Genomic DNA, 25,871 nt, shown 5'->3' with positions numbered 1-25,871 from the left:
CATAAAACAAATAATTCTTTTTTTAGTGGTTTCAGTCACAAACATAGTTAATATATTTTATTCATTCGGTGTAATCGAATACAAATAATTATCTTTGTTAGCAAAAATACGCAAAACGATGAATAGGATAGTAGCTGCTATGTTTTTATGTTTTTCTTTGTTAAGTGTTTACACGCTTTGGGGACAAGAAAAAGAGACCTTGGTGCTGATTGATACCGATATGGGTAAAATAAAAGTGAAACTGTATAATGAAACACCTCAGCATCGGGATAATTTCGTTAAACTGATAAATGAAGGACGTTACGACGGACTTATATTTCACCGTATCATCAAACAATTCATGGTTCAGGGAGGTGATGTAACCTCGAAAGACGCTCCTATCGACAAACCCTTAGGTGATGGTGACCTGGGTTATACCGTTCCGGCAGAAATCGTTTATCCTAAATATTTCCATAAAAGAGGTGCTTTATGTGCCGCACGTACCGGCGACGATACCAATCCGGAACGTGCCTCGTCGGCTACCCAGTTCTATATCGTGACCGGAAAATTCTTTACAGACATGGAACTGGACAAAAAAGAGGTCGAAGAGGGAATAAAATACACCCCCGAACAGCGTGAAGCCTATAAAATTCAGGGAGGTGCGCCTCATCTGGATAACAAATACACGGTCTTCGGCGAGGTGGTGAAGGGACAGGATGTGGTGGACAAGATGCACCTGGTTGCCACCAACGATAAAGATCGTCCGTTGAAAAATATCAAAATCAAATCGATGAAAGTTGTAACTAAATAAATATACGAACAGACAATGGAACAAAAAACAACCGAGACACAGGTTCGGATGCAAACGAATCTGGGTACGATTACACTCAAATTATACAACGAAACGCCTCTTCACCGCGATAATTTCATCAAACTGGTAAAAGACGGACAGTATGAAGGGCTGCTTTTCCACCGGGTAATCAACGAATTTATGATTCAGGGAGGTGATGTTACGTCTAAAAACGCACCGTTAAACAAACAGCTGGGAGCCGGAGATTTGGGCTATACCGTTCCGGCCGAATTTGTATACCCCCGCTATTTCCATAAACGTGGAGCATTATGTGCTGCCCGTACCGGCGACGACAGCAATCCGGAGAAGGCCTCTTCGGCATCGCAATTCTACATCGTTACCGGAAAGGTATATTCGGAAGGTGAGATCAAACAGCTGGAAAAGCAAAAGGAAAGCCGCCTGAAACAGGCTATTTTCAACCGTCTGCAGAACGAAAATAAGACTACTATCATGCAGTATTATAAGTCGGGCGACAAAGACAGTCTGGCCATCATGCGCGATACACTGATCGGTAAAACTGAGATTGAGACAGAGAAGCGCAAGGAGGAGACCAAGCTTACCGCCCAGCAGCGTGAGGCCTATACCACCGTTGGCGGCGTGCCCTTTCTGGACAACGAATACACTGTATACGGCGAGGTGACCGAAGGAATTGAAATTGTGGATAAAATTCAGAAAGTGAAGACAAATTCGTCGGACCGTCCCCTGGAGAATATCGTAATCGAATCTATGCAAATCATATAAAACAGACAATCTTGAACATTACAAACAGGCTGCCTGCTAACTACAGGCAGCATTACTTACATACCATTAAATTAGGAATCCCCATCATGCTTGGTCAGTTGGGGATTATTCTTGTAGGCTTTGCCGATAACATCATGGTTGGGCAGCACAGTGCCGACGAGCTTGCAGCGGCCTCCTTTGTGAACAATTTCTTTAACCTGGCCTTTATCTTCGGCATGGGATTTGCCTACGGACTTACCCCCATCATAGGCGAACTGTTTTCCAAAGGGGCACACGACAAGGCTGCCGAAACATTCAAGAACAGCCTCCTTGTAAACCTCGTTGTTGGATTACTGATAGGTCTCTGTATGTTGGTATTACTCCTAAACATCGACCTGCTGGGTCAGCCGGAGGAGCTGATGCCCTACATCATTCCCTATTATATATTGCAGCTTGTATCCGTTCTGTTCGTGATGCTGTTCAATTCATTCAAACAGTTTTGCGACGGAGTAACCGATACGATGACCCCCATGTGGATTATGCTGGGCAGCAACGTGCTTAATATAATAGGAAACTACATCCTGATATACGGACACTTCGGAGCACCCGAAATGGGACTAACCGGAGCCGGTCTGTCTACCCTGATAAGCCGTATCGCAGCTATTCTTGTTTTTGTATACATCTTTGCCAGACATCCGCGTTTTGCCAAATTCAGGAATGGATTTAAATCCGGGATAATAAACAAGACAAGCATCAGCCGGCTGTATCACCTCGGATTTCCCGTGGCTCTGCAACTGGGCGTAGAAGCTGCCTCCTTCAGCCTCAGTGTAATCATGATGGGCTGGTTGGGTAAGACTGCCCTGGCTGCCCATCAGGTGGTGGGTGTGGTAACCACACTTGGCTTTATGATCTATTACGGTATAGGCGCTGCCGTAACGATACGGGTAAGTAACTTCAGGGGACAAGACGACTGGAAGAGCGTGCGGCTAGCCTCGTTTGCCGGTCTGCATCTGATACTCTTTACCGCCCTGTTGGTCGTGATATTCCTTTACGCCGTACGCAATGTGATAGGCTACCTCTTTACTCCAGAAGCAGAGGTTGCGCAACTTACCGCCCTTTTAATGTATCCGGTTATCCTCTATCAGCTGGGCGACGGACTGCAAATTTTATTTGCCAACGCCTTGCGTGGAATTGCAGATGTAAAATATATGGCGTGGATGGCTTTTATTTGCCATGTGTGCATCTCGCTGCCTCTGGGGTACTTCTGTGGATTTGTACTCGGCTTCGGAGCCTTGGGAGTTTGGAGCGGATTCCCCATAAGCCTCTCACTGTTAGGCATCCTTCTTTGGATCCATTTCAACAAACGAACCAAAGGCAGAGCGGAGCGTTCTGTACATGCAAGACTTTAGCCTGTCGAGCCTTAAGATAATTATTAATATACGAAATATGTTTCACAACATGAATGGATAACTTGCAGGTAAAAGAATTTATTATACCTTTGCAAAAGTTTGTTAAATGTAGGGTTTAATAAACAATATGTAGTTTGTAGAATATATTTTATGATTAATGTGGTAATTGAAATATAATATTTTTTGATTACAAAACTTTGATAATCTATTAGGATGAATGCTATTGTATAAAAACGGTTTTGTTAAGTAATAATTTTGATTAATTTTTAAATCCGCATTTAGCGGTGGTTAGAAAACAAGATGCCCCACTCGTGAGAATGGGGCATTTTTTTTATTTCTTTAATAGCCTGAAGTTCTTGTTTTTTAGATTCTCAAACAATACATTTGCATATACGGAAAAACCTGTCACGGGAGGTGACTTTCTACCGATTTGAGTTTTCAGAATCATTTAATGAACAGAATTATGAAACAGATTGAAAAGATTGCAACAGCCGAAAATTTCACCGCGGTGAATATTGGCAACTTGAGCGAATTGGGCGAATATATACTGCAATTTGGTCCCGAAATCAAGATTCCGGGCAAAATATTTGGAGGAACTGCCCTGCAAACCACAGGAGGTGAATTCTCCTTCCAGCTTTTTCAGCCGGGCACCGAAACCGGATTTCTGCACTCACACAAAAAACACGAAGAACTTTATTTCTTTCTTGCAGGTAATGGCGAGTTTCAGGTAGACGGAGCGATAATTCCAGTAAAGGAAGGCACTGTGGTACGCGTTGCCCCCGAGGGGATACGTGCCGTACGCAACAACGGCGACACACCATTAATCATGCTTTGCGTACAATACCTTGCCGATTCATTCTCCACCCAAGACACATTGGACGGAGTCATTCTAAATACTCCCGTAAAGTGGGAATAATCCTACAGTACTAATAAGAACCCTAAAAGATCTATATAACTTTTAGGGTTCTGTAGTATTTATATAAACCGTTTTTTTCCTGACGCATTATTTATATCAGAATATAGGCTAAACCGATTAAATATTCCATCTTTGCAAGCAGGTTGTTTAAGAAAAATAACGAAGCTTATCCCTCTCCCTTCGTAACAAAATGTTGGGGAAGGGTGTTTTATAGACTAAAGAATATAACGATCATGGGACACGATCATCATCATACACACGATACATCGACCGGGAATATACGGGTTGCCTTTTTCTTGAATTTCATTTTTGCGATTATCGAACTTATTGGGGGTATTTACACCAACAGTGTTTCTATTCTGTCTGATGCGTTGCACGACTTTGGCGATTCCATTTCGCTGGGGGTTGCCTGGTATCTGCAGAAGGTGTCTGCACGGCGAAGCGACAGGTTTTACTCTTACGGCTACAAAAGGTTCTCACTGATTGGGGCTATTTTTATATCGGTTGTTCTGCTGGCTGGTTCCGTAGTAGTGATCAAAGAGTGTATTGGTCGTATTATTGAACCGCAAATGCCCGATGCTGCCGGTATGTTTGTGCTGGCTATTCTGGGAATTATTGTAAACGGTGCGGCTGTGATTCGGTTAAAAAGGGGATCGTCGCTTAACGAACGGGCGGTTTCTCTCCACATGATGGAGGATGTGCTGGGTTGGGTTGCCGTGCTTATCGTAAGTATCGTGATGCATTTTGTGGAATGGCCTATTCTGGATCCGCTGCTTTCTATCGGAATAAGTATATGGATTCTTACCAATGTGTACCGAAACCTGAAGGCTACCTTCCGTATATTGCTTCAAAAGGTTCCTTCCGACGTGGACATAGCGCGCCTGGAAGAGGAAATAAGGAATACCGACCGGGTGTTGTCTATTCATGATGTGCATCTGTGGACGTTGGACGGCGAGGAGAATATTATGTCTCTGCATGCCGTTATTGCTCCGGAAACTACACTGGATGAGCAATATACGATCAAAACACAGATTAAATCGGTCTGCGCTTCGCATGGAATTGACCATGCCACCGTTGAGTTCGAAACGGAGGAAGAGGCTTGTATGCAGACCAATTGCGGAACTTTTTACTAATTAACACGATTTCCACATTTTTTTGTATATTGCGAAAGTTTTTAAACAAAAACGATTGACTTATGCAAGAAATAGGCAGCTTTCTATCTCTTATAGATTCTTACATCGGGGGTTCGCAATGGTTCGTTTTGTTGTTGCTGGGAACCGGTTTTTTCTTTACTTTGTATCTTAAGTTTCCGCAGGTGCGGTTTTTTGGTCATGCCATCAAAGTGGTGTCGGGCAAGTATGACCATCACCTGGACAAAGGGGATACGTCGCATTTTCAATCGTTGGCCACGGCCTTGTCCGGTACGGTGGGTACCGGCAATATCGCCGGGGTGGCACTGGCTATTCATTTAGGGGGACCGGCTGCTTTGTTCTGGATGTTTGTTTCGGCCTTTCTGGGGATGACTACCAAGATGGTGGAGGTTACGCTTTCGCATAAGTATCGCGAAACGACCGAGAAGGGATACATTTCCGGGGGACCTATGTACTACATGAAAAACCGTTTGCACATGCGCTGGTTAGCGGCCATTTTTGCACTGGCCACCATTTGCTCGTCTTTCGGTACAGGATGTCTGCCTCAGATTAACAGTATTTCCAATGCCATGTTTGCCGCTTTTGATATTCCGCTGTACGTTACAGGGGCTTTGCTTTCTGTGTTGCTGGGACTGATTATCATTGGAGGTATCACCCGCATTGCCAAAGTTACGGAGAAGCTGGTACCCTTTATGGCTGTCTTTTATTTTCTGGGAGCACTTAGCGTGGTCATTTACAATTACGAAAATATTATTCCATCGCTGGTGATGTTGTTCGATAACGTGTTGAACGGCTCTGCGGCTGCCGGTGGTTTTTTGGGTGCCGGAGTGGCGCTTGCCTTTAACCGGGGTGTAAACCGGGGACTTTTCTCCAATGAAGCGGGACAGGGATCGGCTGCTATTGCCCATGCAGCGGCGAAGACCAAAGAGCCGGTTTCCGAAGGAATGGTTGCTTTACTCGAACCTTTTATCGACACCATTATTATTTGTATGCTCACAGGAATGGTATTGCTTACTTCCGGCACCTGGATGGAGAAGTACGAGAATAAGTTTCAGCAGGCCGACATGGTGTTGCTTGCCGGTACCTACAACGAGGCTGACCCTGCCCAGAAATTAGCCGTAGGGCAACACATCAAAGGCGAAAAGCTGTTGCCTTTGTACGATGGTAAGATTGTCGTAAAAGAGGGAAAGCTTACCACACCTGCCACTCTGATACATGCACGTTCGTTTGCCGAAGGGGTTCGTTTTATGCAGGGTAAGGCACTTTTTACCGGCGAACTTACTGTAAAGAAAGGCAAGATTGAACTTCCGGTCCTGAAAAGCTACCCTATCACGGTGTACGGAAAGTCGCTTCTGCACTCTGCCCCGCTTTCTACTGAAGCCTTTAAGCGGGGGTTCTTTGGAGAATGGGGACAGTTTATCATTCCTTTTTCATTGCTTATGTTTGCCTTTTCCACAGCCATTGCCTGGTCTTATTATGGCGACAGGGCAGTCACTTTTTTGTGGGGAAGCCGTTACGTGCCTGTATACCACGTTATTTATGTGCTGGGTTTCTTTTTGGCCTCGTTTACAGACACCACTCTTATCTGGATATTCTCCGGAGTAACCATCGCCTTGATGACGTTACCCAACTTACTGGGTATTTTGTTGCTTCATAAAGAGGTGAAACAGTCTGTTAATGAATACTGGAAGAAACAACAGACGGAGAAGTAACTCAAGCTCTTCGTTAGCTTACTTTTACGCCAAAGCTGTCCAACAGTCCCAATACGGAAGGATAGCTGAAACGGGCTTTACGGAGGTTGTTTGTCGTGGGATTGATGGAATAATTGAACGCCGTAAGAAAGTCGGCTCCTCGCAGATCGGTCCGTTCGAAAACGGTCTGTTGCAGGTCGCATTGCAGGAAGCTGGCCTCGGCAAGGTTTGATTCGCTAAAGTTGGCTTCGCGAACGGAGCATTGGTCGAACACCGTCTTTTTGAGGTTTTTACGTATAAAGAAGGCATAATCAAGGACACACTGCCCGAAGCGGACGGCAAAGAGAAAGTCGGAGCAGTCGGTAAAGTCGGTTCCCAGCAATTTACTGTTTTCGAAGCACACTCCCTTCAGGGCGGTGTTACCCAGCTTAATGTTGCTTAGGTTGCACGCCTCAAAGCGGCAATCAATAAAATTGCAGTCCAGCAGACTGGAGTTGCTGAAGTCGCACGCCAGAAAGGTACAATCCTGAAACTCCTTTCCACTCAGGCGGCTGTCGGTAAAGAGAAGCTTATCGTATACCTCGTCGGCATACCTCGTTTCATTAAATAAATCGGTCATCTTTGCCATCTGTTAGGTGGGCAAATTTAGGAGATAATTCTTAGCATACAACAATTATTTATACATTTGCAGTAAACTTCTGCAGTTATGAAGATTCCGGTATGTCTTTTACTTTGCCTTCTGTGCGCCTGTAATCCTGCACGAAAAGAGGATAATATAGTACGCGTTAAACTATTAAGGGGTCCATCGGCCATTGCTTTCGCCCAACTGATGGATACTTCGGTAACGGTTAACGGCAAGTTGCTGCAGATCGAGGTGGTCGACTCGCCCGAGCTGATTCAGGCGCATCTTATCAAAGGAGAAGCGGAGCTGGCTGTGCTGCCCATGTTAAGCGCAGTAAATCTATACAACAAAGGGGTGAACTATCCATTACTTGGTTGTCCGCTATGGGGTACATTGTATGTGGTGGGCAGAGATTCCACCTCCGGAGAGCTTCACCTCTTCGGGAGTGGGACCTCTCCCGATATTCTGACACGCTATTACCTGAACAATCACCCGGAATGGAAACCGGAGCTCAATTATACCTTCGGCTCTGCAAGGGACCTTTTTACGGGGTTACTGTCCGGAACGGTCCAGACGGCGGTGCTCAGCGAGCCGTTTGTGAGCATGGCATTAAAGAAGGACAGCACTGTACGGCTTGTGGCCGACCTGAACCGTCCGGATCCGGATGCACAGGGATTTGCACAAACAGCTATCGTGCTTAGCGAAAGAGGTATGCAAATGCAGCCGGCGCTTGATTCGTTGCTTCGTGCTTCGTGTCGCTTTGCCGTAGAACAACCCTATCAGGCGATACGTATCCTTGAGGAGAAGGGTATTTTCGCCAAGGGTATGCTTACCGAAAGCAGTATTCACCGTTGCCGCATCGACTATGTGCCTGCCTGCCGGGCCAAAGAGGCGGTACAGAATCTGCTTACAATTATATTGGCTTACGAACCAAAGGCTTTGGGCGGCAAGCTGCCCGATGATACATTCTTTTTATGCGTACACTGAAGAAGAGCATACGTTCCTTGCTTTCCATCGGCATTTTATGTCTGGTATGGGAGGTGCTGGCGATAACGGCCAACAATCCGGCTTTGGTGCCGGGGTTGCCGGAGTTGTTTGTTGCCTTGGGTAAGCTGTGGGTAACTCCGGAGTTTTACCTGTCTGTACTGGCTACCTTGGGTAGAGGAGTTGCAGGATTACTGGTTTCGGGGGTACTTGCCCTGTTGTTTGCTTTGTTGTTTGCCCGGCATGAACAGGTATACGGGTTGTTTAAACCGTTGCTCACCCTGATGCGGTCGGTTCCTGTTATCTCTTTTATTTTGCTTGCCTTGCTGTTTCTGCAGCCGGAGCAGATTCCTTTTATGATTGCCTTCCTTACCATGTTTCCGTTGCTGAGCGAGAATCTTACCAAGGGATTGCTGCACTTGCGTGCTCCGCTGTCGGTGATGGGTATGGTGTTCCATATGAACCGTACCAACCGGTTCACGCAGATTGTATATCCGCAGATTAAGCCTTTTCTTTTCAGTGGTTTGGCATCGGCGGCTGGCTTTGGATGGCGGGCCATTATCATGGGAGAGGTTCTTTCGCAATGTGCTTTTGGAATTGGCAGTGAAATGAAAAGGGCGCAGACTTTCATAGAGGTCCCCGAATTGTTGGCGTGGACTGTCATAGCGGTGGCTTTAAGCTTTGCATTCGACAGGGGTTTGGATAGGTTGAGCAGGTTGGATATTCCGGTGCGTTACAGGAAAACCGATTGCGCTCCGGCTACTTGCGGTGGACCGGAGGTGATACTCGAGCAAGTTTCCGTTGGTTATGGGCATCGTATGATATTAGACAATCTCTCCCTCCGGTTTGAGGGAGGACGGGTATACGGACTGTCGGCTCCGTCTGGCCGAGGAAAGACTACCTTGCTCCGTTTGATTGACGGTTCGCTGAAGCCGGCTTCGGGGAAAATAGGGAAAGGAAATATACAGGCTATTGCAGCTGTGTTTCAGGAACCTGCCCTGCTGAATCATCTATCGGCTACCGATAACATTGCTCTTCCCCTCGCCTCTTTCTATACAAAAGAAAAGAGTATGCAACTTGCCAGACATTTTTGTTCGCTCATGGAGCTGGATGAGGTGGCAGAACATCGGCCGGAGGCATTAAGTTACGGTCAGCAACAACGTGTGGCCATTGCCAGGGCACTGGCTTTCCCTTCGTCTTTACTGCTGATGGACGAACCGTTCAAAGGGCTCGACGAGGCGCTTACCGCTCGGATCATCAATCAGATCAAAGCATTGCACAAAATCAATAAACAGACTATTATCTTTGTATCGCATCAGCCGGACTCGTTGTCCTTGCTGGCAGACGAAACAATAAAACTATAACAAATGACTGAAATATTTTATTCACTTATCTCCAAGGCGTTGGGCATTCCGGCGCGTCAGGTTGAAAAAACAATGGGGCTGCTGGACGAAGGGGCTACCATTCCTTTTATTAGCCGGTACCGCAAAGAGGTGACCGGTGGCCTGGATGAGGTGCAGATTGGGGATATTAACGATCATTACGGCAAATTAAAGGAGGTAAGTAAGCGTAAAGAGACGATACTGGCTTCTATTGATGAACAGGGTAAGCTTACTCCCGAACTTAAAAAACGCATTGAGACCTCGTGGGATAGCACGGAGCTGGAAGATATTTACCTGCCTTACAAGCCGAAACGGCAGACCAAAGCGGAGATTGCCCGCAAAAAGGGGTTGGAGCCTCTGGCTACCTTACTTATGCTTCAAACAGCTCAGGATAGTACCAAAGCCGCATCGCCTTACGTGAAAGGTGAGGTTAAGGATGTACGTGAGGCGCTTCAGGGTGCCCGGGATATTATTGCCGAATGGGTGAACGAAGACGAGCAGGCTCGTAATACAGTACGTAATTCGTTTTCGCGGACGGCTGTTATTTCATCCAAAGTGGTTAAGGGCAAGGAAGAGGAAGGTAGCAAGTATCGCGACTATTTCGACTTCAGCGAACCGTTGAACCGCTGTTCGTCTCACCGGTTGCTTGCTCTGCGCCGTGGTGAGGCTGAAGGTTTTTTGAGGGTGTCTATCTCGCCGGATGCCGAAGGGTGTATCGAGAGACTGAACCGACGGTTCGTTAAGGGGCGTTCTGACGCGTCTGCACAGGTGGAAGAGGCGGTTGGTGATTCCTTCAAAAGGTTATTGAAACCGTCTATCGAAACCGAATTTGCCAACCTCAGCAAAATGAAGGCTGATGAGGAGGCAATCCGGGTATTCTCCGAAAACCTTCGCCAGCTGTTACTGTCGCCTCCCCTTGGTCAGAAAAGGGTATTGGGCGTGGATCCGGGTTATCGCACGGGATGTAAGGTGGTGTGTCTGGATGCCCAGGGTAATCTGGTCCATAACGAAGCCATCTACCCTCACCCACCCCAGAACGAGAAGGGAAAGGCTGCTTCAAAAGTAGCGCAGCTGGTTAGCACCTATGCCATTGATGCCATTGCCATAGGAAACGGAACGGCCAGCAGGGAAACAGAGCAGTTTATCACCGGTATCCGATACGATCGCAAGGTACAGGTATTTGTGGTGAGTGAGAACGGTGCGTCAGTCTATTCGGCCTCTAAAATTGCCCGCGAGGAGTTTCCTGAATACGACGTAACCGTACGTGGTGCCGTGAGCATAGGCAGAAGGTTGATGGATCCGTTGGCCGAACTGGTAAAGATTGATCCCAAAAGCATTGGTGTGGGACAATACCAGCACGATGTGGAACAGGGAGCACTGAAGAAAAGTCTGGATCAGACTGTGGAGAGTTGCGTGAATCTGGTGGGTGTGGATGTAAATACAGCCAGCAAACACCTGCTTACGTATATTTCGGGACTTGGACCGACGCTGGCGCAGAACATCGTTAACTACCGTGCAGAACATGGCCCGTTTGCTTCACGAAGAGAGCTTCTGAAGGTTCCTCGGATGGGAGAAAAAGCTTTCGAGCAGTCGGCAGGCTTCCTTCGCATCACCAGCGGCAAAAATCCGTTGGATAATTCGGCAGTGCATCCCGAAAGTTACTCCATTGTGGAACAGATGGCTAAGGATCTGAATTGTACTGTTTCGGAACTGATCGCCAATAAGGAGCTTAAAAAGAAATTGAATCTGCAGAAGTATGTAAGTGCTACGATAGGGATGCCTACACTGACAGATATCATGGAAGAGTTGGATAAACCCGGCAGGGATCCGCGCCAGACCATCAAGGTGTTCGAGTTTGATCCGAACGTAAAGAAACTGGAAGACCTGAAAGAGGGGATGGTTTTACCGGGTATTGTTACCAACATCACGGCCTTCGGCTGTTTTGTGGATGTGGGTATCAAGGAAAACGGATTGGTACATATTTCGGAAATGGCCGACAGGTTTATCACCGATCCCACCCAGGTGGTGAGCATGCACCAGCATGTGCAAGTACGGGTTCAAAGCGTTGATTTAGTACGTAAGCGCGTTCAACTATCGATGAAAGGGTTAGCAAATGAAAGTAAATAAGACGAATGTTGCCAGGTTACTGGACAAAGCCAAAGTGGCCTACGAACTGATTCCTTATGAGGTGGACGAAAGTGATCTGAGTGCCATACACGTAGCTGAGCAATTGGGAGAAGATGTGAATCAGGTTTTTAAAACGCTGGTACTGAAAGGCGATAAAACGGGTTTCTTTGTATGTGTGATTCCGGGACAGGAGGAGGTGGATCTTAAGTTAGCCGCCAAAGTTTCGGGCAACAAGAATTGTGATATGATTCCCATGAAGGAGTTGCTTCCTACTACCGGATACATCCGGGGGGCTTGTTCTCCCGTTGGCATGAAAAAACAGTTTCCCACTTTTATTCATGAAACTTGTCTGAATTACCAGCAGATTTATGTGAGTGCGGGACAACGGGGACTACAAATCAGACTTTCTCCCTCTGATCTTATAAGAGAAGTTAGGGCTACGGTTTGTGTATTACTATAGATATTTAGCAGAATAACGAGACACTTTTTAGACTATATAGGGCGGGGATGCAAAAAAATGCATCTCCGCTTTATTTTTTTGTATTTTTTCATAGGGTATTTGATGGGTGGGCGATCTTAGAAGTACAAACAAGAATTGGAAGTATCCACACTAAAAACGTACAAATATGAAAACCAGGATGTATTTTTTATTTGGTTATCTGATGACGGCACTTTTGCTTCTCAGCAGTTACCCGTTGCAGGCTCAGGAAGAGGGCAACTATTTTATTGTAAGCGGAACAGTTAAAGACAAACAGACAAAGAAAAAACTTGAGTATGTAAATATCTCTGTTCCGGGAACCAACGTTGGTACCATTACCAACTCCGACGGTGAATTCACCATCAAGGTGCAGGACTCCCTGCAGGCCAAGGTGGTAGAAATTTCCCATATAGGTTACTACAATTACCGGATCGCGTTGACTGGTAATGATATGGTAGATGAAAACGTAATGCTTACTCAGAATGCGAATGTGCTGGAAGAGGTGGTTGTAAGAGCCCACGATCCGAGAATGCTTGTTGAGGAGGCTATGAACAGGATTGGTAAGAACTACAGTGAAAAGCCTACATTGCTAACTGGTTTCTACCGTGAAACGGCTCAGAAAGGCAAACGTTACATCAATATCTCAGAAGCAATTATCGATGTTTATAAAACTCCGTACGATGAGGATGCTTCCCGAGACCGTGTTCAGATTTTTAAAGGACGTGCTTTGTTAAGTCAGAAAGCCAGTGATACCCTGATTGTAAAACTTTTGGGTGGCCCGAATCTTTCACTTTACGTGGATATAGTAAAGAATCCGGATATTTTACTGGATAAGACAACTCTTGGCTACTTTAGCTTCCGTATGGAAGAGTCTGTAGTGATGGACAACCGCCCGCAGTATGTAATCAGCTTCCAGCCGCAGGCTATCCTACCCTACGCACTGCACTATGGAAAATTGTATATCGATAAAGAAAGTCTGGCCTTTACAAGAGCTGAGTTTAACCTCAATATGGAAGACCGGGACAAAGCTACCGGTGCCATCTTAAAGAAAAAACCAGCCGGACTTCGCTTTCGCCCTGTCGAAGTTTCCTTCCTGGTTACTTACAAGCAGGTGAATGGTAAAAGCTATCTGAATTACATACGCAATGAGGTACGATTTAAATGTGACTGGAAACGCAGGCTATTCTCTACAAACTATGCCATGGTTTCCGAAATGGTGGTTACCGATAGCAAAGATCAGGCTGTAAATGCTATTCCATACAAAATGTCATTCAAATCAAGCCAGTCTTTATCTGATAAGGTCAGCGACTTCAGAGACGAAAACTTCTGGGGATCCTATAACATTATCGAGCCGACCGAATCTTTGGAAAAAGCAGCAAATAAATTGAGAAAACAACAGGAGTGATTGCTAACTTTTCCTATATTTGAAATTCATTTCAAATAATATCGCGGCATGCTGAATGATCTGATACTGATTGGGAAAATAAAGGAGGGCGACATAAAGGCGTACGAGGGGCTGTTCAGGCTCTATTACGAGCCTTTATGCCGCTATGCCGTTACCTACGTGAACCGGATGGAAATTGCTGAAGAGATTGTACAGGACCTGTTCTATATTTTCTGGAAAGAAAGAAGTAAACTACCTGTATTTCAATCTGTAAAAGCGTATCTTTACGGTGCGGTACGCAATCGGTCGTTGCAACACATCGAACATTTGCTGGTACAAGACAAATACCGTGAAGAGCGGTTGAACGAAGATACGGACAACGATTTTCAAACACCCCTTGAGTCTTTGGAATATAAAGAGCTTCAGGAACGGGTTGAGAAGACAATACAGAACTTCCCTGAACGCAGACAACGGATTTTTCGCATGCACCATTTTGAAGGAAAAAAATATACGGAGATTTCGGCCGAGCTTGCACTCTCTGTTAAAACAATTGAGGCTGAAATGACCAAAGCTCTCCAGACATTGAGAAAGGAGATCGATTTATACATACATACAAGGTAAAAAAATGAAAGATAGAAATTTACATACAGATCAGACAGTACATACAGATCAGGCATGGAATGAATTGTATTCGCGGCTGGAACAAGATAATTTGATTCCGGCTCGTGGACAAAAGCGTTTGATGCGTCCCGTATTTGCGGGTATGGCTGCTGCTATTGCGGTGCTTTGCCTTTGCGGTGCACTGGGGATCTGGTTGTTAAACGACTGGGGAACAGATGAGCGTCTTCTCTCTCTTAAAAACGGTCCCGAAGACAATACGCTGGTAACGACTCTTGAAGATGGATCAATCATCTATTTAGCTCAGGATGCGACTTTAAGCTACCCAGAACATTTTGAAGCCGACAAGCGGTTGGTTAAGCTGGATGGTAATGCATTGTTTGATGTAAGTGGCAATAAACAGAGACCTTTCCTTATTGAAACAAAATATACCACTATTGAGGTGGTTGGTACAGCTTTCAATGTAAAAAACAATGGTAAAAATGATTTTGAATTATCGGTTCAGCGGGGATTGGTTAAAGTAACCCGTCTTGATAACGGTGAAAGTTCGTTTGTTAAGGCCGGAGAAACCGTAATATTGAACAAGAACTTATTTTTGAAAAGTCCGACAAGCGATATGGATCAGTTTGCCCGGTACACAGAACGGATTCAGTTTAAGGATGAGACCCTCGCTAATATTGTAAGGGTTATCAACCGAATGTCTTCGCAGCCCGTACAGCTATCTTCTTCCGAACTCGAAAACAGACGGCTTACAGTTAGCTTTTACGACAATTCCCCGGCTGCTATGACTGAGCTTATTTGTCTTGCGCTGGGACTGACAAGTGAACAGAAGGAAGATACGTTGGTTATATCGGCTCCTTAAACAAATAATGGAATGAAAACTAAAGCCAACCTTTGTCTTCGTATGTTGCATGGATTGATACTATGCTTTATAGTATTACCCCTCCTTGCACAGGAAAGCAATGTGTTGGATAAGCGCATCCGGTTACCCAAAAGTAAAGGATCTATTTATCAGCTGCTTAATTTAGTAACCGACCGCTCCGATCACCTGTTTATTTACGATAGCAAGGTAGTAAATAACGAACAGAAAGGAAAAATTGCAAAAGGGACTTACACGGTGAGGGAAGCTATTCACGAAATTACAGGAAACAGCAAATTGGGAATGCGTGTAATAGGCAGACATATCCTGCTTTACATTCCAACTGATACTGTTAAAGTTCCTCGAGTAAAACCAATCCAATCCGATTCTGTAAGTTACACCTTGATAGAAGGGTCTGTTCACGACCGGTTGAATGAAGAGATAATTCCTTTTGCATCTGTTAATGTGCTTCATTCTTCGATCGGCACTATCACCAATCAAAACGGAGCCTTTAGATTGAAGGTTCCAGATTCAATACCAAATAAGACTATCCATATCTCGCATGTGGGATATCAACCGGTTGACCTGAACATTGATTTGTTGAGCAACAGCAACAGTCAGATTTATCTGGATCCACGTGTAGTTTCCATTCAGGAGATTATTGTGAGCCTGGATAATCCAATCAAAATTATTAATGATATGCTGGCAGGTATTAGGGAGAATTATCCGGATAAACCCTCTTACCTCACCTCTTTTTACCGCGAAGGAATAGAGTATAAGAAAAAATTCGTCAGCTTGTCTGAGGCTGTTTTCAAAGTGTATAAAGCCAGCTATCATTCGTTGTCTGCCGATCAGGTAAAACTGCTTAAGATGAGGAAAATCACCAATGAAGCAGTAAAAGATACCATTATATTAAAAATGAAATCGGGAATCAATGCGTCTCTGATGCTGGATCTGATTAAGAACATTCCTGATTTTCTATCTTTGGAAGGATTGGACAGGTATAATTTCAGTCAGTCGGACCTGACTGTTATTGACGACAAATTGGCACATGTTATCTCTTTCGTGCAAAACAAGAATGAAAATAGTCCGCTTTACAAAGGAGAACTCTACATTGATGCCGCCAATAAAGCCTTACTTCGGGTTAATTTCGAGATCAACCCCTCCTACATCCGCAAAGCAACTGACATGTTAATTGTGAAAAAAAGTAAGCTTTATGATCTAGAGCCCCAAGCGGTTCGTTACACCGTTTCCTACAAACAACTTAACAGTAAATACTACATAAATCACATTCGTGGAGATCTGGATTTTAAGGTAAAAAGAAAGAAAGCATTTTTTGGAAATTCAACACTGCATACTTGGTTTGAAATGGTTACATGTAAAATAGACACTGCTGATGTAACGCGTTTCACCAGAAATGAAGTGCTCCCGACAAGAACTGTTTTTGCTGAAACCAATTTTACTTACGATGAAGACTTCTGGGAAGGTTTTAATGTTATTCTACCGGAAGAAAAGTTGAATGAAGCAATTACCCGTATTTCTTCCAAAATAGAAGAAACAGGGTATTGATTCATTATTAATTATGATTGAAGCATATCCAGCAACATTAATAAAGCCATATTACTTGCTCGTAGCATATTCTGTTCACGGTTGGTACCGAAGTGGAATAATTCAGACCTTACCTTATCGCGGCAGGCTGCAGCAATCCAGACAGTTCCTACAGGTTTCTCGGGGGTTCCTCCACTAGGACCGGCAATGCCGGATGTAGCCACAGAGCAATCGCAACCAAGCGTAAGCAAGGTGCCCTTGGCCATTTGTTCTACTACTTCTTTGCTGACTGCCCCCTTTTCTGAAAGGTCAAGTGGTGATACTCCCAACAGTTGTTCCTTTACACGATTAGCATAACAGACTATACTGCCAACAAAATAAGCTGAGCTTCCGGGGATGGAAGTTAGTTGGGCTGCAATACGGCCCCCTGTACAACTTTCGGCTGTACCAAGAGTGAGATTCATTTTTATCAGCAGCTCGCCAATCATCTCATGTACGGGTTTATCTTCCTCAACTATAATATTTTCACCTAAGATTTCACGCAACTTTAACGCTTGCTCGGTTATAATTCGTAATGCTTCCGATTCTGTATCACAATAGGCAGATAATCTTAATCGAATAATCCCAGGCTGAGGCAGATAAGCTAATTTAATGTATTCGGGCAGGGCTTCTTCAAATTCCGTTAGCTTAATAGCCAACAAAGATTCAGTGTGGCCCTTTACCCAACAAGTATGATGTTTAATGTATACGTCCTGAAGAAACTTTTTTTTGAGTCGTGGAATTATCTCGTTGCTCATTATCCATTTCATTTCGTACGGGACTCCGGGCATGGAAACCAGAATCTTACCATTTCTTTCAAACCAGGTTACAGGAGCTGTTCCGGCGGTATTCTGAATAACGGTGCAATCTTCAGGCACCAAAGCCTGATTGCGGGTAAGTTCATTCATTACTCTACCTCCACGAGAGAAGATTGTTTCTATATTTTCATAGACTTCTTGAGAAAAACGTAAGCGGGTATGAAAATATTTACACAGAGTCTGCTTTGTAATATCGTCTTTTGTCGGCCCGATACCTCCGGTAACCAATACAATCTGAGCCCGGTTCATTGCGGCATCAAACGCATCAAGCATATCCTGTTCGTTGTCGCCCACCGTAGTACGCCACACAACACGAAATCCTTCATTTCCGAGCGCCTGACCAATCCAGGCCGAATTGGTATCTACAACCTGACCAATCAAAAGCTCGTCTCCAATGGTGATAATCTCTACATTCATAACACGATAATTTATAAAACCACTCTTGAGAATGGTGCCGCATCCATTGCACAAAAATCTTTATCCATGTATTTATAGTACCCGGTAATGGCTACCATTGCTGCATTATCAGTAGTAAATGCGAATTTAGGGATATGAATTTTCCATCCATAACGGGCGGCATGATCATGAAACGCATCCCTAAGTCCCGTATTGGCAGAAACCCCTCCAGCCACAGCAACCTCTTTGATATTTAAATCTTTTGCTGCTTTACGCAACTTTGTCATCAGAATATCAATCACGGTAGACTGAAGCGAAGCACATAAATCTGCTTTATTATTTTCAATAAAATCCGGATCCTCCTTCAACCGGTCACGTAAAGTATAAAGGAAAGAGGTCTTCAATCCACTGAAACTATAGTCATACCCCTGAATATGTGGTTTATTAAACTCAAAAGCTTTCGGATTACCTTCATTAGCCAAACGATTCACAACAGGTCCGCCAGGATAACCTAATCCCATAACTTTTGCACACTTATCAAAAGCTTCTCCTGCTGCATCATCAATCGTCTGTCCTATTACTTCCATATCATTATAGGCATTCACCTTTATTATCTGAGAATTTCCCCCAGATACCAGCAGGCAAAGGAATGGATAGGTTGGCTGATCTGTATCATCGGGTGTTTCTTTTATAAAATGAGCCAATACATGCGCTTGAAGGTGATTGATTTCTATCATAGGTATACCTAGTGATGCTGAGAAACCTTTGGCAAAAGAAGTTCCTACAAGCAACGAGCCCATTAATCCGGGACCTCGGGTAAAAGCAACAGCACTTAATTCTGATTTATCAATTCCTGCACGTTTAATAGCTTCTGCTACCACAGGAATAATATTTTGCTGGTGGGCACGCGATGCAAGCTCGGGGACAACGCCTCCGTAGGACTGATGTACAGCCTGGCCGGCTATGATGTTGGACAACAATACGCCATCTCTGATTACAGATGCCGAAGTGTCATCACAAGATGATTCGATTCCAAGGATTGTTATGGACATACTATATTCTTTTTTTCTGCAAATTAACAAAATCTATCGCGATATTATTGTAGTTTTGTACTTAAAATATAGTAAAGGTATCAGAGGTCTTAAATACATAATAATTTTTCTTCTTTTTATATTCTGGATATTCTATGCCGTACCGGTAATTCTGTTACATATACCCTATGTGCAACAGAAAATCGCACATACTGCGTCTAAAGAATTATCCGAGTACTTGCGTGTACCCGTAAAAGTTGGGAAAGTTGATTTTGAATGGTTTCACAGTATTGTGCTTGAAGATTTGTATTTGGAGGATCAGCATAAATCCGTACTTTTCAAAGCGAACCATGTTTCTGCGGGATTTGAGTTACTACCAGCATTGAAGGGTAAATTTGTTTTCACAACAGTAAGATTGTTTGGATTCGATTTGCATCTAAAAAAAGCAACTCCCCAGGAAAAGTTAAATCTTCAATTTATTATTGATGCCTTTGCAAGCAAGGATTCCGTAAAAAAAGAGACCAACGTTGATTTAAAGTTTAACTCAGTACTAGTTCGTAAAGGGAATGTGTCATTCGATGTGAGCAGTACTCCCGAAACTCCTGGTAAATTTAACGGAAAACATGTAGCTATAAAGAATATAAGCGCCAAGATATCCATCAAGGCTTTCAATAAGGACAGTATTAATGCCTCTATCAAGAAACTTAGCTTTACTGAGAAATCTGGATTCGAATTAAACAAGCTAACGCTCAATCTTACTGCAAATAAAGATAGTGCTTCTATTCAAAATTTTGAGGTTAAATTACCTCAAACCGCTTTAAAGATCGATAGGGCAAATGTGGACCTGACACAAGTAGACAGTATAGGACAGCTGGTTGATAATGCCAAGTTAACCTTACGGATAGCTCCATCGGAAGTATGCTTGAAAGATCTTGCCTCATTTGTTCCTGCTTTTCAGAATTTTGCCGACATAATCGAAATGTCGGCCGAAGTTTCAGGTAGTGTTGACAATATTGATCTGAAAAGGCTTACTGTAAAGTACAGCGACAAAATGTTATTCTTAGGCAAGATGGAACTGAAAGGTATCACCCATCCGGAAGAAGCCTATGTGTTTGGTCAGGTTAACAAAATGTACCTGACTACCGGAGGTATTCAAGGCCTGGCGAATAACTTCAGCAGTAAGCCAGTGGTTTTACCACGAGAGATTGTCAAATTGGGAACAATCAACTTTACAGGAGAAATTTCTGGTTTTTTTGATAATCTGGTAGCATTCGGCAGATTATCATCTGCTATCGGTGCAATTCAAACCGACTTAATTTTTGGAAGAAATAAATCAAAGGGAATTGACACTTATCTAAAGGGGCATATGGCGACTTCCGATCTTAAAATTAATGAACTTTTTGATGCCGGAAATCCTTATGGAAATGTTGCCTTTGATATAACACTTGACTCCCAACGTCCGGTAAACGGTAATTTTTCAGGAAATGTGAAAGCGCTCGTAACCGAAGTCGATTTTAAAGGCTACACTTATAAGAATGTAAATCTTACCGGGAATTTCATGAAGAACGGTTTTAATGGGATGATTAAAGTTGATGATCCGAATGGAACATTATATGCCGAGGGCCTATTTGAACACCGTGGTAAAAATTCTGTTTTTAATTTTGTTGCAGACTTAAAGAGCTTTCGGCCTGATAAGCTTCATCTTACCAATGCATATGATTCTCCTGAGATATCAGGTACGTTAAAAGCCGATTTTACAGGGAATACGATTGATAATGTTGAAGGTAATATCCGCATTGACAGCCTGTTATTCAAAACAGCTCCCAGCGAATTTTTCATCAATAAATTTCAAATCGCTGCTTCAGGGCATTCTTTAGACAGAAGGCTAACCATCACATCCGACGTTATTAACGGAGAAATTAACGGATCATATTCATTTGAAACTATAATTCCCAGCCTGATGAATACCTTTAAAGGATATCTTCCGGCATTAATCAAGGCAACTCAGAAAGAAAAGAAAACCAAAGAGAATAACTTCTCATTACTGCTTACGATAGAAAATACCGATAGTATTTCCAAAACGCTTAAACTTCCTGTAACGATTGTAAACCAATCTCGTATTGTGGGACACTACAATAACAAATACAATAAATTCAGAGTTGAAGCATTCCTTCCGGGATTTAAGGTTGGTGCTTCGGCCTTCGAATCGGGATATATGGTATGCGATAATCCCACTGATGAAATCGTTCTTCATGTTAAAGCAACTAACTTTAACAACAAGGGACTTAAAAACTACCTTGATCTTTCTTTAAATGCAAAAAACGATAGAATCAATTCCCTAATCAGTTGGGCAAACAATAAATCAAAAACTTTCAAAGCAGATTTATCTTCGTCTACCCACTTTGTAATGCAGGAACAAGAAGCTGGACCTGCCAAATTAAGGACTGAAATAGAACTGAATCAAAGTCCGATTATTGTCAATGATTCTCCTTGGCAAATAGAGCCATCCAATATCTTCATTGAAAACGGGAGAATTATGATTGATAATTTTTACGCTTATCACGATGATCAGTTTATTCGATTGGATGGAGATGTTTCCAAAACACCCACAGACACCCTCAAGCTTGACTTAAAAGATGTAGAACTCAGCTATATTTTCGACATAGTAAACATTCCGGTACTACAATTCGGCGGAAAGGCGACAGGGACCTTTAATCTGAATGATCTTTATGGTAGCCGTGTGTTAAATACGGATCTGGAAATAGAAAACTTTTCATTCAACAAAGTTCCCTTTGGTAAATTAAATCTATACAGTGAGTGGGACGATCAGCAGCAAGGAATCATGATGCTTGGCAGCATTTATAAAAATGACAGTACATGGACTGATATTAACGGGTTTATTTACCCGGTTGGTGAAAAATCCGGACTATCGCTTTACTTTGATGCGAATGATATTGATATTTCTTTTTTGCAACCTTTTATGCAGAACATTGCGAAGAACATCAAAGGAAGTGGATTTGGTAATGTTCATTTGTTCGGTCCGTTCAGTAAGCTTACAGTAGAAGGTGAAGCATTGATTAAAGACGGAGGTCTCGGTATCGATTATCTGAATACCTATTATACTTTTACAGATTCAATACATCTTACGCCGGAAACAATCCGGGTAAAAGATCTTACTCTGTACGATAAAGACGGAAATAAAGGGAAGGTAAACGGAGAGGTAAATCATCAATTTTTCAGAGACTTCAATTTCAAAGCGACTGTACAAGCAGACAATATGCTATTATACAATGCCACTCCACGTCAGAATCCCCAGATTTCGGGAACAGCCTACGGAAGTGGTTCGGCTACGATACAAGGGAATGAACAACTCATTAACTTTGATATAAATATGAGAAGTAATCCCGGCACTTCCATTGCATTGAATTTTATGGAGGGTTCTAAAGCCATGGAATACGACTTTATCAACTTTGTTGAAAAAGACACAATTGCCACTGATAGTAAAGGAAGTAGTCTTTCCTCAGAAAAGAAACAAAATTCATCTGGAGGTGCAGAATACCGAATGAACTTTTTACTGGATCTAACACCCGATGCACAAATTGAACTTGTAATGGATCCTGTATCCGGAGATAAGATTAAGGGGTATGGGAATGGCAATATGCAAATCCAGTACGGTACAAAAACTGATTTACGAATGTATGGAGCATACAGCATAGAAAGCGGAAGTTATAATTTCAGTCTCCAGCAGGTTATCCAGAAAGACTTTAAATTAAGGGAAGGAAGTACAGTATCTTTCCGAGGCGATCCGTTTGATACCAATCTGGATATCAATGCAATTTACAGTTTGACTGCCAATTTAGGGGATTTGGATGAATCTTTGGCACAGGAAAGTGCCCGGACCAATGTGCCTGTAAACTGTGTATTGAATTTAAATGGAGTATTAAGGAGTCCGACTATTTCTTTTGATTTGGAACTCCCTAATTCGAATGAAGAGCTTGAAAGAAAAATGCGTAGCTTGGTCGACACCGAAGAAATGATGACCCGCCAGGTTGTCTACCTATTGGTTTTGAACAAATTCTATACGCCCGATTATGCCATGGTCAGCTCCACTACATCTGGCTTTGCATCGGTAGCTTCTTCGGCCATATCATCGCAACTATCCAACATTCTAAGCAGCATAACAGACAAAGTGCAGATTGGAACAAACATACGGGCCAGTGAGTCATCCTTTACGGATACAGAAGTTGAAATGATGCTTTCGAGTCAGCTTTTGGATAACAGACTCCTATTTAACGGGAATTTCGGGTATAAGAATAACCCAACACAACCCAGAACATTTGTCGGAGAATTCGATTTGGAATATAAACTAAACAAAAGTGGAGAAATCAGGTTAAAAGCCTACAACCACTCCAATGACATGTACAAATATCTTAAATCAGCTCTCACAACTCAAGGAGTTGGCATCATGTTTAAAAAGGACTTTGATCGCCTGGGTGATATTTTCCGTAAGCGCAGAAGATACCAGCTTATCCCAGCCGACTCAACCCAAAACACTTCCAACTGACTTATAATAAACTAAAAAAACAAGTACTAAAATGAAACAGATTAACAACACGCTTTTAAGAAGCATTTTTGCCATATTATTAGGATTAATGTTGATCCTGTGGACAGAGCTGGCCATTCTTTATTTAGTAATGACAATCGGTGTATTATTTATATTCCCCGGGATCATATCGCTACTATCCTATTTTACACAAAGAAAGCTGCAATCTGCAAGTAAAGCAATATTCCCGATTGAAAGTGCCGGAAGTATACTGTTTGGAGCCTGGCTACTTATTATGCCTGAATTCTTTGTTAACATTCTGATGTACATATTTGGGGGATTGCTTCTAATCGCAGGTATCCATCAGCTGATAACCCTGATTTTAGCTCGGAAATGGAATATTATCCCATGGCCATTTTACATTATGCCAACAATCACCTTAGCAATCGGAATTATAATCATTGTTTATCCGTTTGCGGTAATAACAAACACCTTCATTCTATTTGGTGCGACCTCAATCTTTTACGGACTATGTGAAGCTATTAGCTGGCTCAGATTCAGAAAAAGGTAAATCAGGACTTCCTGTACTCCATTGGCGATATTCCCATATATTTCTTAAAGAATTTACCAAAAGTAGACTGATCCGAAAAGTTTAACATATCGGCAACCTGCTGAATGGTGGAGTTGGGGGTTTTAAGCAATACTTTAGCCTCCATCAAAAGAGCTTCGTCAATCCACTTACTGGCAGATTTTCCGGTAAGTTCTTTAAGTATAAGAGATAGATATTGTGGAGTGATGCACAATTTTTCGGCATAAAAATTTACGCCATGCTCGCTTTTACTGTGCGTTAACAGTAACTCCAGAAAATGTTGAAACATCTCTTCTTTTCTGGTTAAGACAGGTTGTTTGTGAATACTCTCCTTATCTACAAATATATTACCCAATTCCAATGTAAACCCGATAAATGTATTACGTAGCACTTCGAGCTGAAAGTGATGATTTTTTAATCTGATCTTATTTATGAACAGCTTCATATAATCATTTAACAAGACGGCTTCTTCAGGTTCAAGTAATACATACGGATTTTTTCGAAGCTGCATATACAAGGTTGCCGAAGGAGGGGTTTTAATAGAACTGCATTCATCCAGAAAATTCTGCGACAGAATAAGAAGTTTTGCTTTAAAATCTTCGCTTCTCGAATATACCTGAATTGTATGTGTCGGCATTATCATCAATAAACTAGGATTCATCAGAGTATATAATGTAAAGTCAATCCCAACTTTCGCCGTACCCTGAAGTACCAGGATAAACATTACAGCATTTATTCGCAAAGGAGATGTATAAAGATCGTCCGGATTCTCCGACGGGAAATGAGATCCTTCAGCACTTGCAACAATTACATCGTTATTGAAATTATCACTGCTTAGAATTTCTTTATTTAATTCTATGATTTCAAAAGATGGCAAATGTATCATAAAAGTTAATTATATATTTGCAAATATAAACAATAATAAAATACAACATCCATTTTATCATGTTTCATTTTTCACCAAAGTTGCTTTAATTTTGACATATAATTAAGATATAAAACATAAAGAAATTCGATTTTGACTAACTCTGTAACGGAATAAACCTTTCCAGTTTTCTTAATATAAAAGAAATTTGCACATTCAACTAAATTCAAATTTCAGACTCAGTAAGAATGATAAAGGATCAGATAATGATAACAGCTTACGACCTCTTCGCTCAAAATGGCATAAAGAGTGTTAGCATGGATGATATAGCACGGTCGATGGGGATTTCAAAAAGAACCATTTACGAATTTTACACTGATAAAGAAGATTTATTGTGTAGAGGGATTGTATATACTTACAACCGGTTTAAAAAGCTATTGAGCACATATGAATTAGAATCTGAAACTGTAATTGAAGCTATTCTCGGATTTTATCACGAGCTGATTAAACATCCCAAATGCTACAACAAAAAGTTTTATGCGGATTTGAAGCGCTATCCAAGGGCGATGGAAATAGAATCACTTTACAAAAGTGAGTTCTCTGAAACATGCAGGAGGTTATTCGACAGAGGAGTTAAAGAGGGCGTTTTTTTGTCTGAGATAAACTTTGAATTGGTAACATTGATAGCCAACAAGCACATCAATATGCTGGAACCATCGAAAGCTTTTTCCAGTCACTCTCTGGTAGAGATATATAGTACTGTTGTTTATCTTTTTTTGAGAGGTATCAGTACTGATAAAGGACAAGAAATTATAAGACATTATGCATTGACATCCAAAGTATTCCATTCATAAACATAAAATAAAGTAACA

General features: G+C 42.6%; 21 protein-coding genes. 17 read left to right on the top strand and 4 right to left on the bottom strand.

Annotated elements, in window-relative coordinates:
* The first annotated feature begins 139 nt into the window (after positions 1-139).
* The 6 genes from F5613_RS07950 (at position 140) to F5613_RS07925 (ending at position 6,737) form a co-directional block, all read left to right on the top strand.
* Positions 140-790 (top strand): peptidylprolyl isomerase, encoded by a 651-nt coding sequence (locus F5613_RS07950; RefSeq protein ID WP_246303389.1) that lies wholly within the window; start codon positions 140-142, stop codon positions 788-790.
* A gap of 15 nt (positions 791-805) precedes the next feature.
* Positions 806-1,570 carry a peptidylprolyl isomerase gene (locus F5613_RS07945; RefSeq protein WP_179399343.1) on the top strand — a complete coding sequence of 255 codons (765 nt, stop codon included), beginning with the start codon at positions 806-808 and terminating at the stop codon, positions 1,568-1,570.
* Between the two features lie 17 nt (positions 1,571-1,587).
* On the top strand, positions 1,588-2,958 hold the full coding sequence (locus tag F5613_RS07940) for an MATE family efflux transporter (protein ID WP_394353457.1): 1,371 nt from the start codon (positions 1,588-1,590) through the stop codon (positions 2,956-2,958).
* A gap of 463 nt (positions 2,959-3,421) precedes the next feature.
* Positions 3,422-3,874, top strand: coding sequence for a cupin domain-containing protein (locus F5613_RS07935; RefSeq protein ID WP_179399342.1), 453 nt, complete (start codon positions 3,422-3,424; stop codon positions 3,872-3,874).
* Between the two features lie 233 nt (positions 3,875-4,107).
* Positions 4,108-5,007, top strand: a complete 900-nt coding sequence (locus F5613_RS07930) for a cation diffusion facilitator family transporter (RefSeq protein WP_179399341.1) — start codon at positions 4,108-4,110, stop codon at positions 5,005-5,007.
* 62 nt (positions 5,008-5,069) lie between these two features.
* Positions 5,070-6,737 carry an alanine/glycine:cation symporter family protein gene (locus tag F5613_RS07925; protein ID WP_179399340.1) on the top strand — a complete coding sequence of 556 codons (1,668 nt, stop codon included), beginning with the start codon at positions 5,070-5,072 and terminating at the stop codon, positions 6,735-6,737.
* Positions 6,738-6,750: 13 nt separating this feature from the next.
* Here the strand turns inward: F5613_RS07925 and F5613_RS07920 are convergent, their stop codons facing one another.
* On the bottom strand, positions 6,751-7,335 hold the full coding sequence (locus tag F5613_RS07920; RefSeq protein ID WP_218858899.1) for a pentapeptide repeat-containing protein: 585 nt from the start codon (positions 7,333-7,335) through the stop codon (positions 6,751-6,753).
* A gap of 87 nt (positions 7,336-7,422) precedes the next feature.
* Between F5613_RS07920 and F5613_RS07915 the strand changes: the two genes are divergently transcribed.
* The 8 genes from F5613_RS07915 (at position 7,423) to F5613_RS07880 (ending at position 16,739) form a co-directional block, all read left to right on the top strand.
* A complete protein-coding gene (locus tag F5613_RS07915; RefSeq protein WP_179399338.1) occupies positions 7,423-8,325 on the top strand; it encodes a substrate-binding domain-containing protein in 903 nt (300 codons plus the stop codon).
* Positions 8,313-9,686: an ATP-binding cassette domain-containing protein gene (locus F5613_RS07910; RefSeq protein WP_179399337.1), complete on the top strand. Its 1,374-nt coding sequence runs from the start codon at positions 8,313-8,315 to the stop codon at positions 9,684-9,686. The genes F5613_RS07915 and F5613_RS07910 overlap by 13 nt, the downstream gene beginning before the upstream one ends.
* Before the next feature lie 3 nt (positions 9,687-9,689).
* Entirely contained in the window at positions 9,690-11,831 is a 2,142-nt protein-coding gene (locus F5613_RS07905; RefSeq protein WP_179399336.1) for a Tex family protein, read from the top strand.
* Positions 11,818-12,291 (top strand): Cys-tRNA(Pro) deacylase, encoded by a 474-nt coding sequence (ybaK, locus tag F5613_RS07900; protein ID WP_068178225.1) that lies wholly within the window; start codon positions 11,818-11,820, stop codon positions 12,289-12,291. Before F5613_RS07905 ends, ybaK begins: the two co-directional genes overlap by 14 nt.
* A 166-nt stretch (positions 12,292-12,457) precedes the next feature.
* Positions 12,458-13,714 carry a carboxypeptidase-like regulatory domain-containing protein gene (locus F5613_RS07895; protein WP_179399335.1) on the top strand — a complete coding sequence of 419 codons (1,257 nt, stop codon included), beginning with the start codon at positions 12,458-12,460 and terminating at the stop codon, positions 13,712-13,714.
* 48 nt (positions 13,715-13,762) lie between these two features.
* Entirely contained in the window at positions 13,763-14,314 is a 552-nt protein-coding gene (locus F5613_RS07890; RefSeq protein ID WP_179399334.1) for an RNA polymerase sigma-70 factor, read from the top strand.
* A 4-nt stretch (positions 14,315-14,318) separates the two neighbouring features.
* Positions 14,319-15,173, top strand: a complete 855-nt coding sequence (locus F5613_RS07885; RefSeq protein WP_079681932.1) for a FecR family protein — start codon at positions 14,319-14,321, stop codon at positions 15,171-15,173.
* A 12-nt stretch (positions 15,174-15,185) separates the two neighbouring features.
* On the top strand, positions 15,186-16,739 hold the full coding sequence (locus tag F5613_RS07880; RefSeq protein WP_179399333.1) for a carboxypeptidase-like regulatory domain-containing protein: 1,554 nt from the start codon (positions 15,186-15,188) through the stop codon (positions 16,737-16,739).
* 11 nt (positions 16,740-16,750) lie between these two features.
* Here F5613_RS07880 and F5613_RS07875 read toward each other — a convergent pair whose 3' ends face one another.
* A complete protein-coding gene (locus tag F5613_RS07875) occupies positions 16,751-17,992 on the bottom strand; it encodes a competence/damage-inducible protein A (RefSeq protein ID WP_079681930.1) in 1,242 nt (413 codons plus the stop codon).
* An 11-nt stretch (positions 17,993-18,003) separates the two neighbouring features.
* Positions 18,004-19,023, bottom strand: coding sequence for a tRNA (adenosine(37)-N6)-threonylcarbamoyltransferase complex transferase subunit TsaD (tsaD, locus tag F5613_RS07870; protein ID WP_068178242.1), 1,020 nt, complete (start codon positions 19,021-19,023; stop codon positions 18,004-18,006).
* Here tsaD and F5613_RS07865 point away from each other — a divergent pair.
* Complete coding sequence (locus tag F5613_RS07865; protein WP_179399332.1) at positions 19,016-23,566, top strand: translocation/assembly module TamB domain-containing protein; 4,551 nt, start codon at positions 19,016-19,018, stop codon at positions 23,564-23,566. The two genes, tsaD and F5613_RS07865, sit on opposite strands and share 8 nt — an antisense overlap.
* Positions 23,567-23,597: 31 nt before the next feature.
* Positions 23,598-24,116 carry an HdeD family acid-resistance protein gene (locus F5613_RS07860; protein WP_179399331.1) on the top strand — a complete coding sequence of 173 codons (519 nt, stop codon included), beginning with the start codon at positions 23,598-23,600 and terminating at the stop codon, positions 24,114-24,116.
* A gap of 1 nt (position 24,117) precedes the next feature.
* Here the strand turns inward: F5613_RS07860 and F5613_RS07855 are convergent, their stop codons facing one another.
* Positions 24,118-25,020, bottom strand: a complete 903-nt coding sequence (locus F5613_RS07855; RefSeq protein WP_179399330.1) for a helix-turn-helix domain-containing protein — start codon at positions 25,018-25,020, stop codon at positions 24,118-24,120.
* A gap of 227 nt (positions 25,021-25,247) precedes the next feature.
* On the opposite strand from F5613_RS07855, the gene F5613_RS07850 reads away from it, so the two are divergent.
* Positions 25,248-25,853, top strand: a complete 606-nt coding sequence (locus tag F5613_RS07850) for a TetR/AcrR family transcriptional regulator (protein ID WP_068178256.1) — start codon at positions 25,248-25,250, stop codon at positions 25,851-25,853.
* Positions 25,854-25,871: the final 18 nt, after the last annotated feature.

The sequence above is a fragment of the Macellibacteroides fermentans genome (genome assembly GCF_013409575.1).
Classification (GTDB): Bacteria; Bacteroidota; Bacteroidia; order Bacteroidales; family Tannerellaceae; genus Macellibacteroides; species Macellibacteroides fermentans.
Note: the sequence above shows the minus strand (reverse complement) of the source record. Positions and strands in the feature narration are given on the sequence as shown.

Coding starts and splice junctions, on each gene's coding strand:
- F5613_RS07885 (WP_079681932.1), top strand. CDS start 14,319: ATGAAAGATAGAAATTTACATACAGATCAGACAGTACATACAGATCAG.
- F5613_RS07945 (WP_179399343.1), top strand. CDS start 806: ATGGAACAAAAAACAACCGAGACACAGGTTCGGATGCAAACGAATCTG.
- F5613_RS07855 (WP_179399330.1), bottom strand. CDS start 25,020: ATGATACATTTGCCATCTTTTGAAATCATAGAATTAAATAAAGAAATT.
- F5613_RS07905 (WP_179399336.1), top strand. CDS start 9,690: ATGACTGAAATATTTTATTCACTTATCTCCAAGGCGTTGGGCATTCCG.
- F5613_RS07920 (WP_218858899.1), bottom strand. CDS start 7,335: ATGACCGATTTATTTAATGAAACGAGGTATGCCGACGAGGTATACGAT.
- F5613_RS07860 (WP_179399331.1), top strand. CDS start 23,598: ATGAAACAGATTAACAACACGCTTTTAAGAAGCATTTTTGCCATATTA.
- ybaK (WP_068178225.1), top strand. CDS start 11,818: ATGAAAGTAAATAAGACGAATGTTGCCAGGTTACTGGACAAAGCCAAA.
- F5613_RS07895 (WP_179399335.1), top strand. CDS start 12,458: ATGAAAACCAGGATGTATTTTTTATTTGGTTATCTGATGACGGCACTT.
- F5613_RS07910 (WP_179399337.1), top strand. CDS start 8,313: ATGCGTACACTGAAGAAGAGCATACGTTCCTTGCTTTCCATCGGCATT.
- F5613_RS07865 (WP_179399332.1), top strand. CDS start 19,016: ATGGACATACTATATTCTTTTTTTCTGCAAATTAACAAAATCTATCGC.
- F5613_RS07915 (WP_179399338.1), top strand. CDS start 7,423: ATGAAGATTCCGGTATGTCTTTTACTTTGCCTTCTGTGCGCCTGTAAT.
- F5613_RS07850 (WP_068178256.1), top strand. CDS start 25,248: ATGATAAAGGATCAGATAATGATAACAGCTTACGACCTCTTCGCTCAA.
- F5613_RS07950 (WP_246303389.1), top strand. CDS start 140: ATGTTTTTATGTTTTTCTTTGTTAAGTGTTTACACGCTTTGGGGACAA.
- F5613_RS07925 (WP_179399340.1), top strand. CDS start 5,070: ATGCAAGAAATAGGCAGCTTTCTATCTCTTATAGATTCTTACATCGGG.
- F5613_RS07875 (WP_079681930.1), bottom strand. CDS start 17,992: ATGAATGTAGAGATTATCACCATTGGAGACGAGCTTTTGATTGGTCAG.
- F5613_RS07880 (WP_179399333.1), top strand. CDS start 15,186: ATGAAAACTAAAGCCAACCTTTGTCTTCGTATGTTGCATGGATTGATA.
- tsaD (WP_068178242.1), bottom strand. CDS start 19,023: ATGTCCATAACAATCCTTGGAATCGAATCATCTTGTGATGACACTTCG.
- F5613_RS07890 (WP_179399334.1), top strand. CDS start 13,763: ATGCTGAATGATCTGATACTGATTGGGAAAATAAAGGAGGGCGACATA.
- F5613_RS07935 (WP_179399342.1), top strand. CDS start 3,422: ATGAAACAGATTGAAAAGATTGCAACAGCCGAAAATTTCACCGCGGTG.
- F5613_RS07930 (WP_179399341.1), top strand. CDS start 4,108: ATGGGACACGATCATCATCATACACACGATACATCGACCGGGAATATA.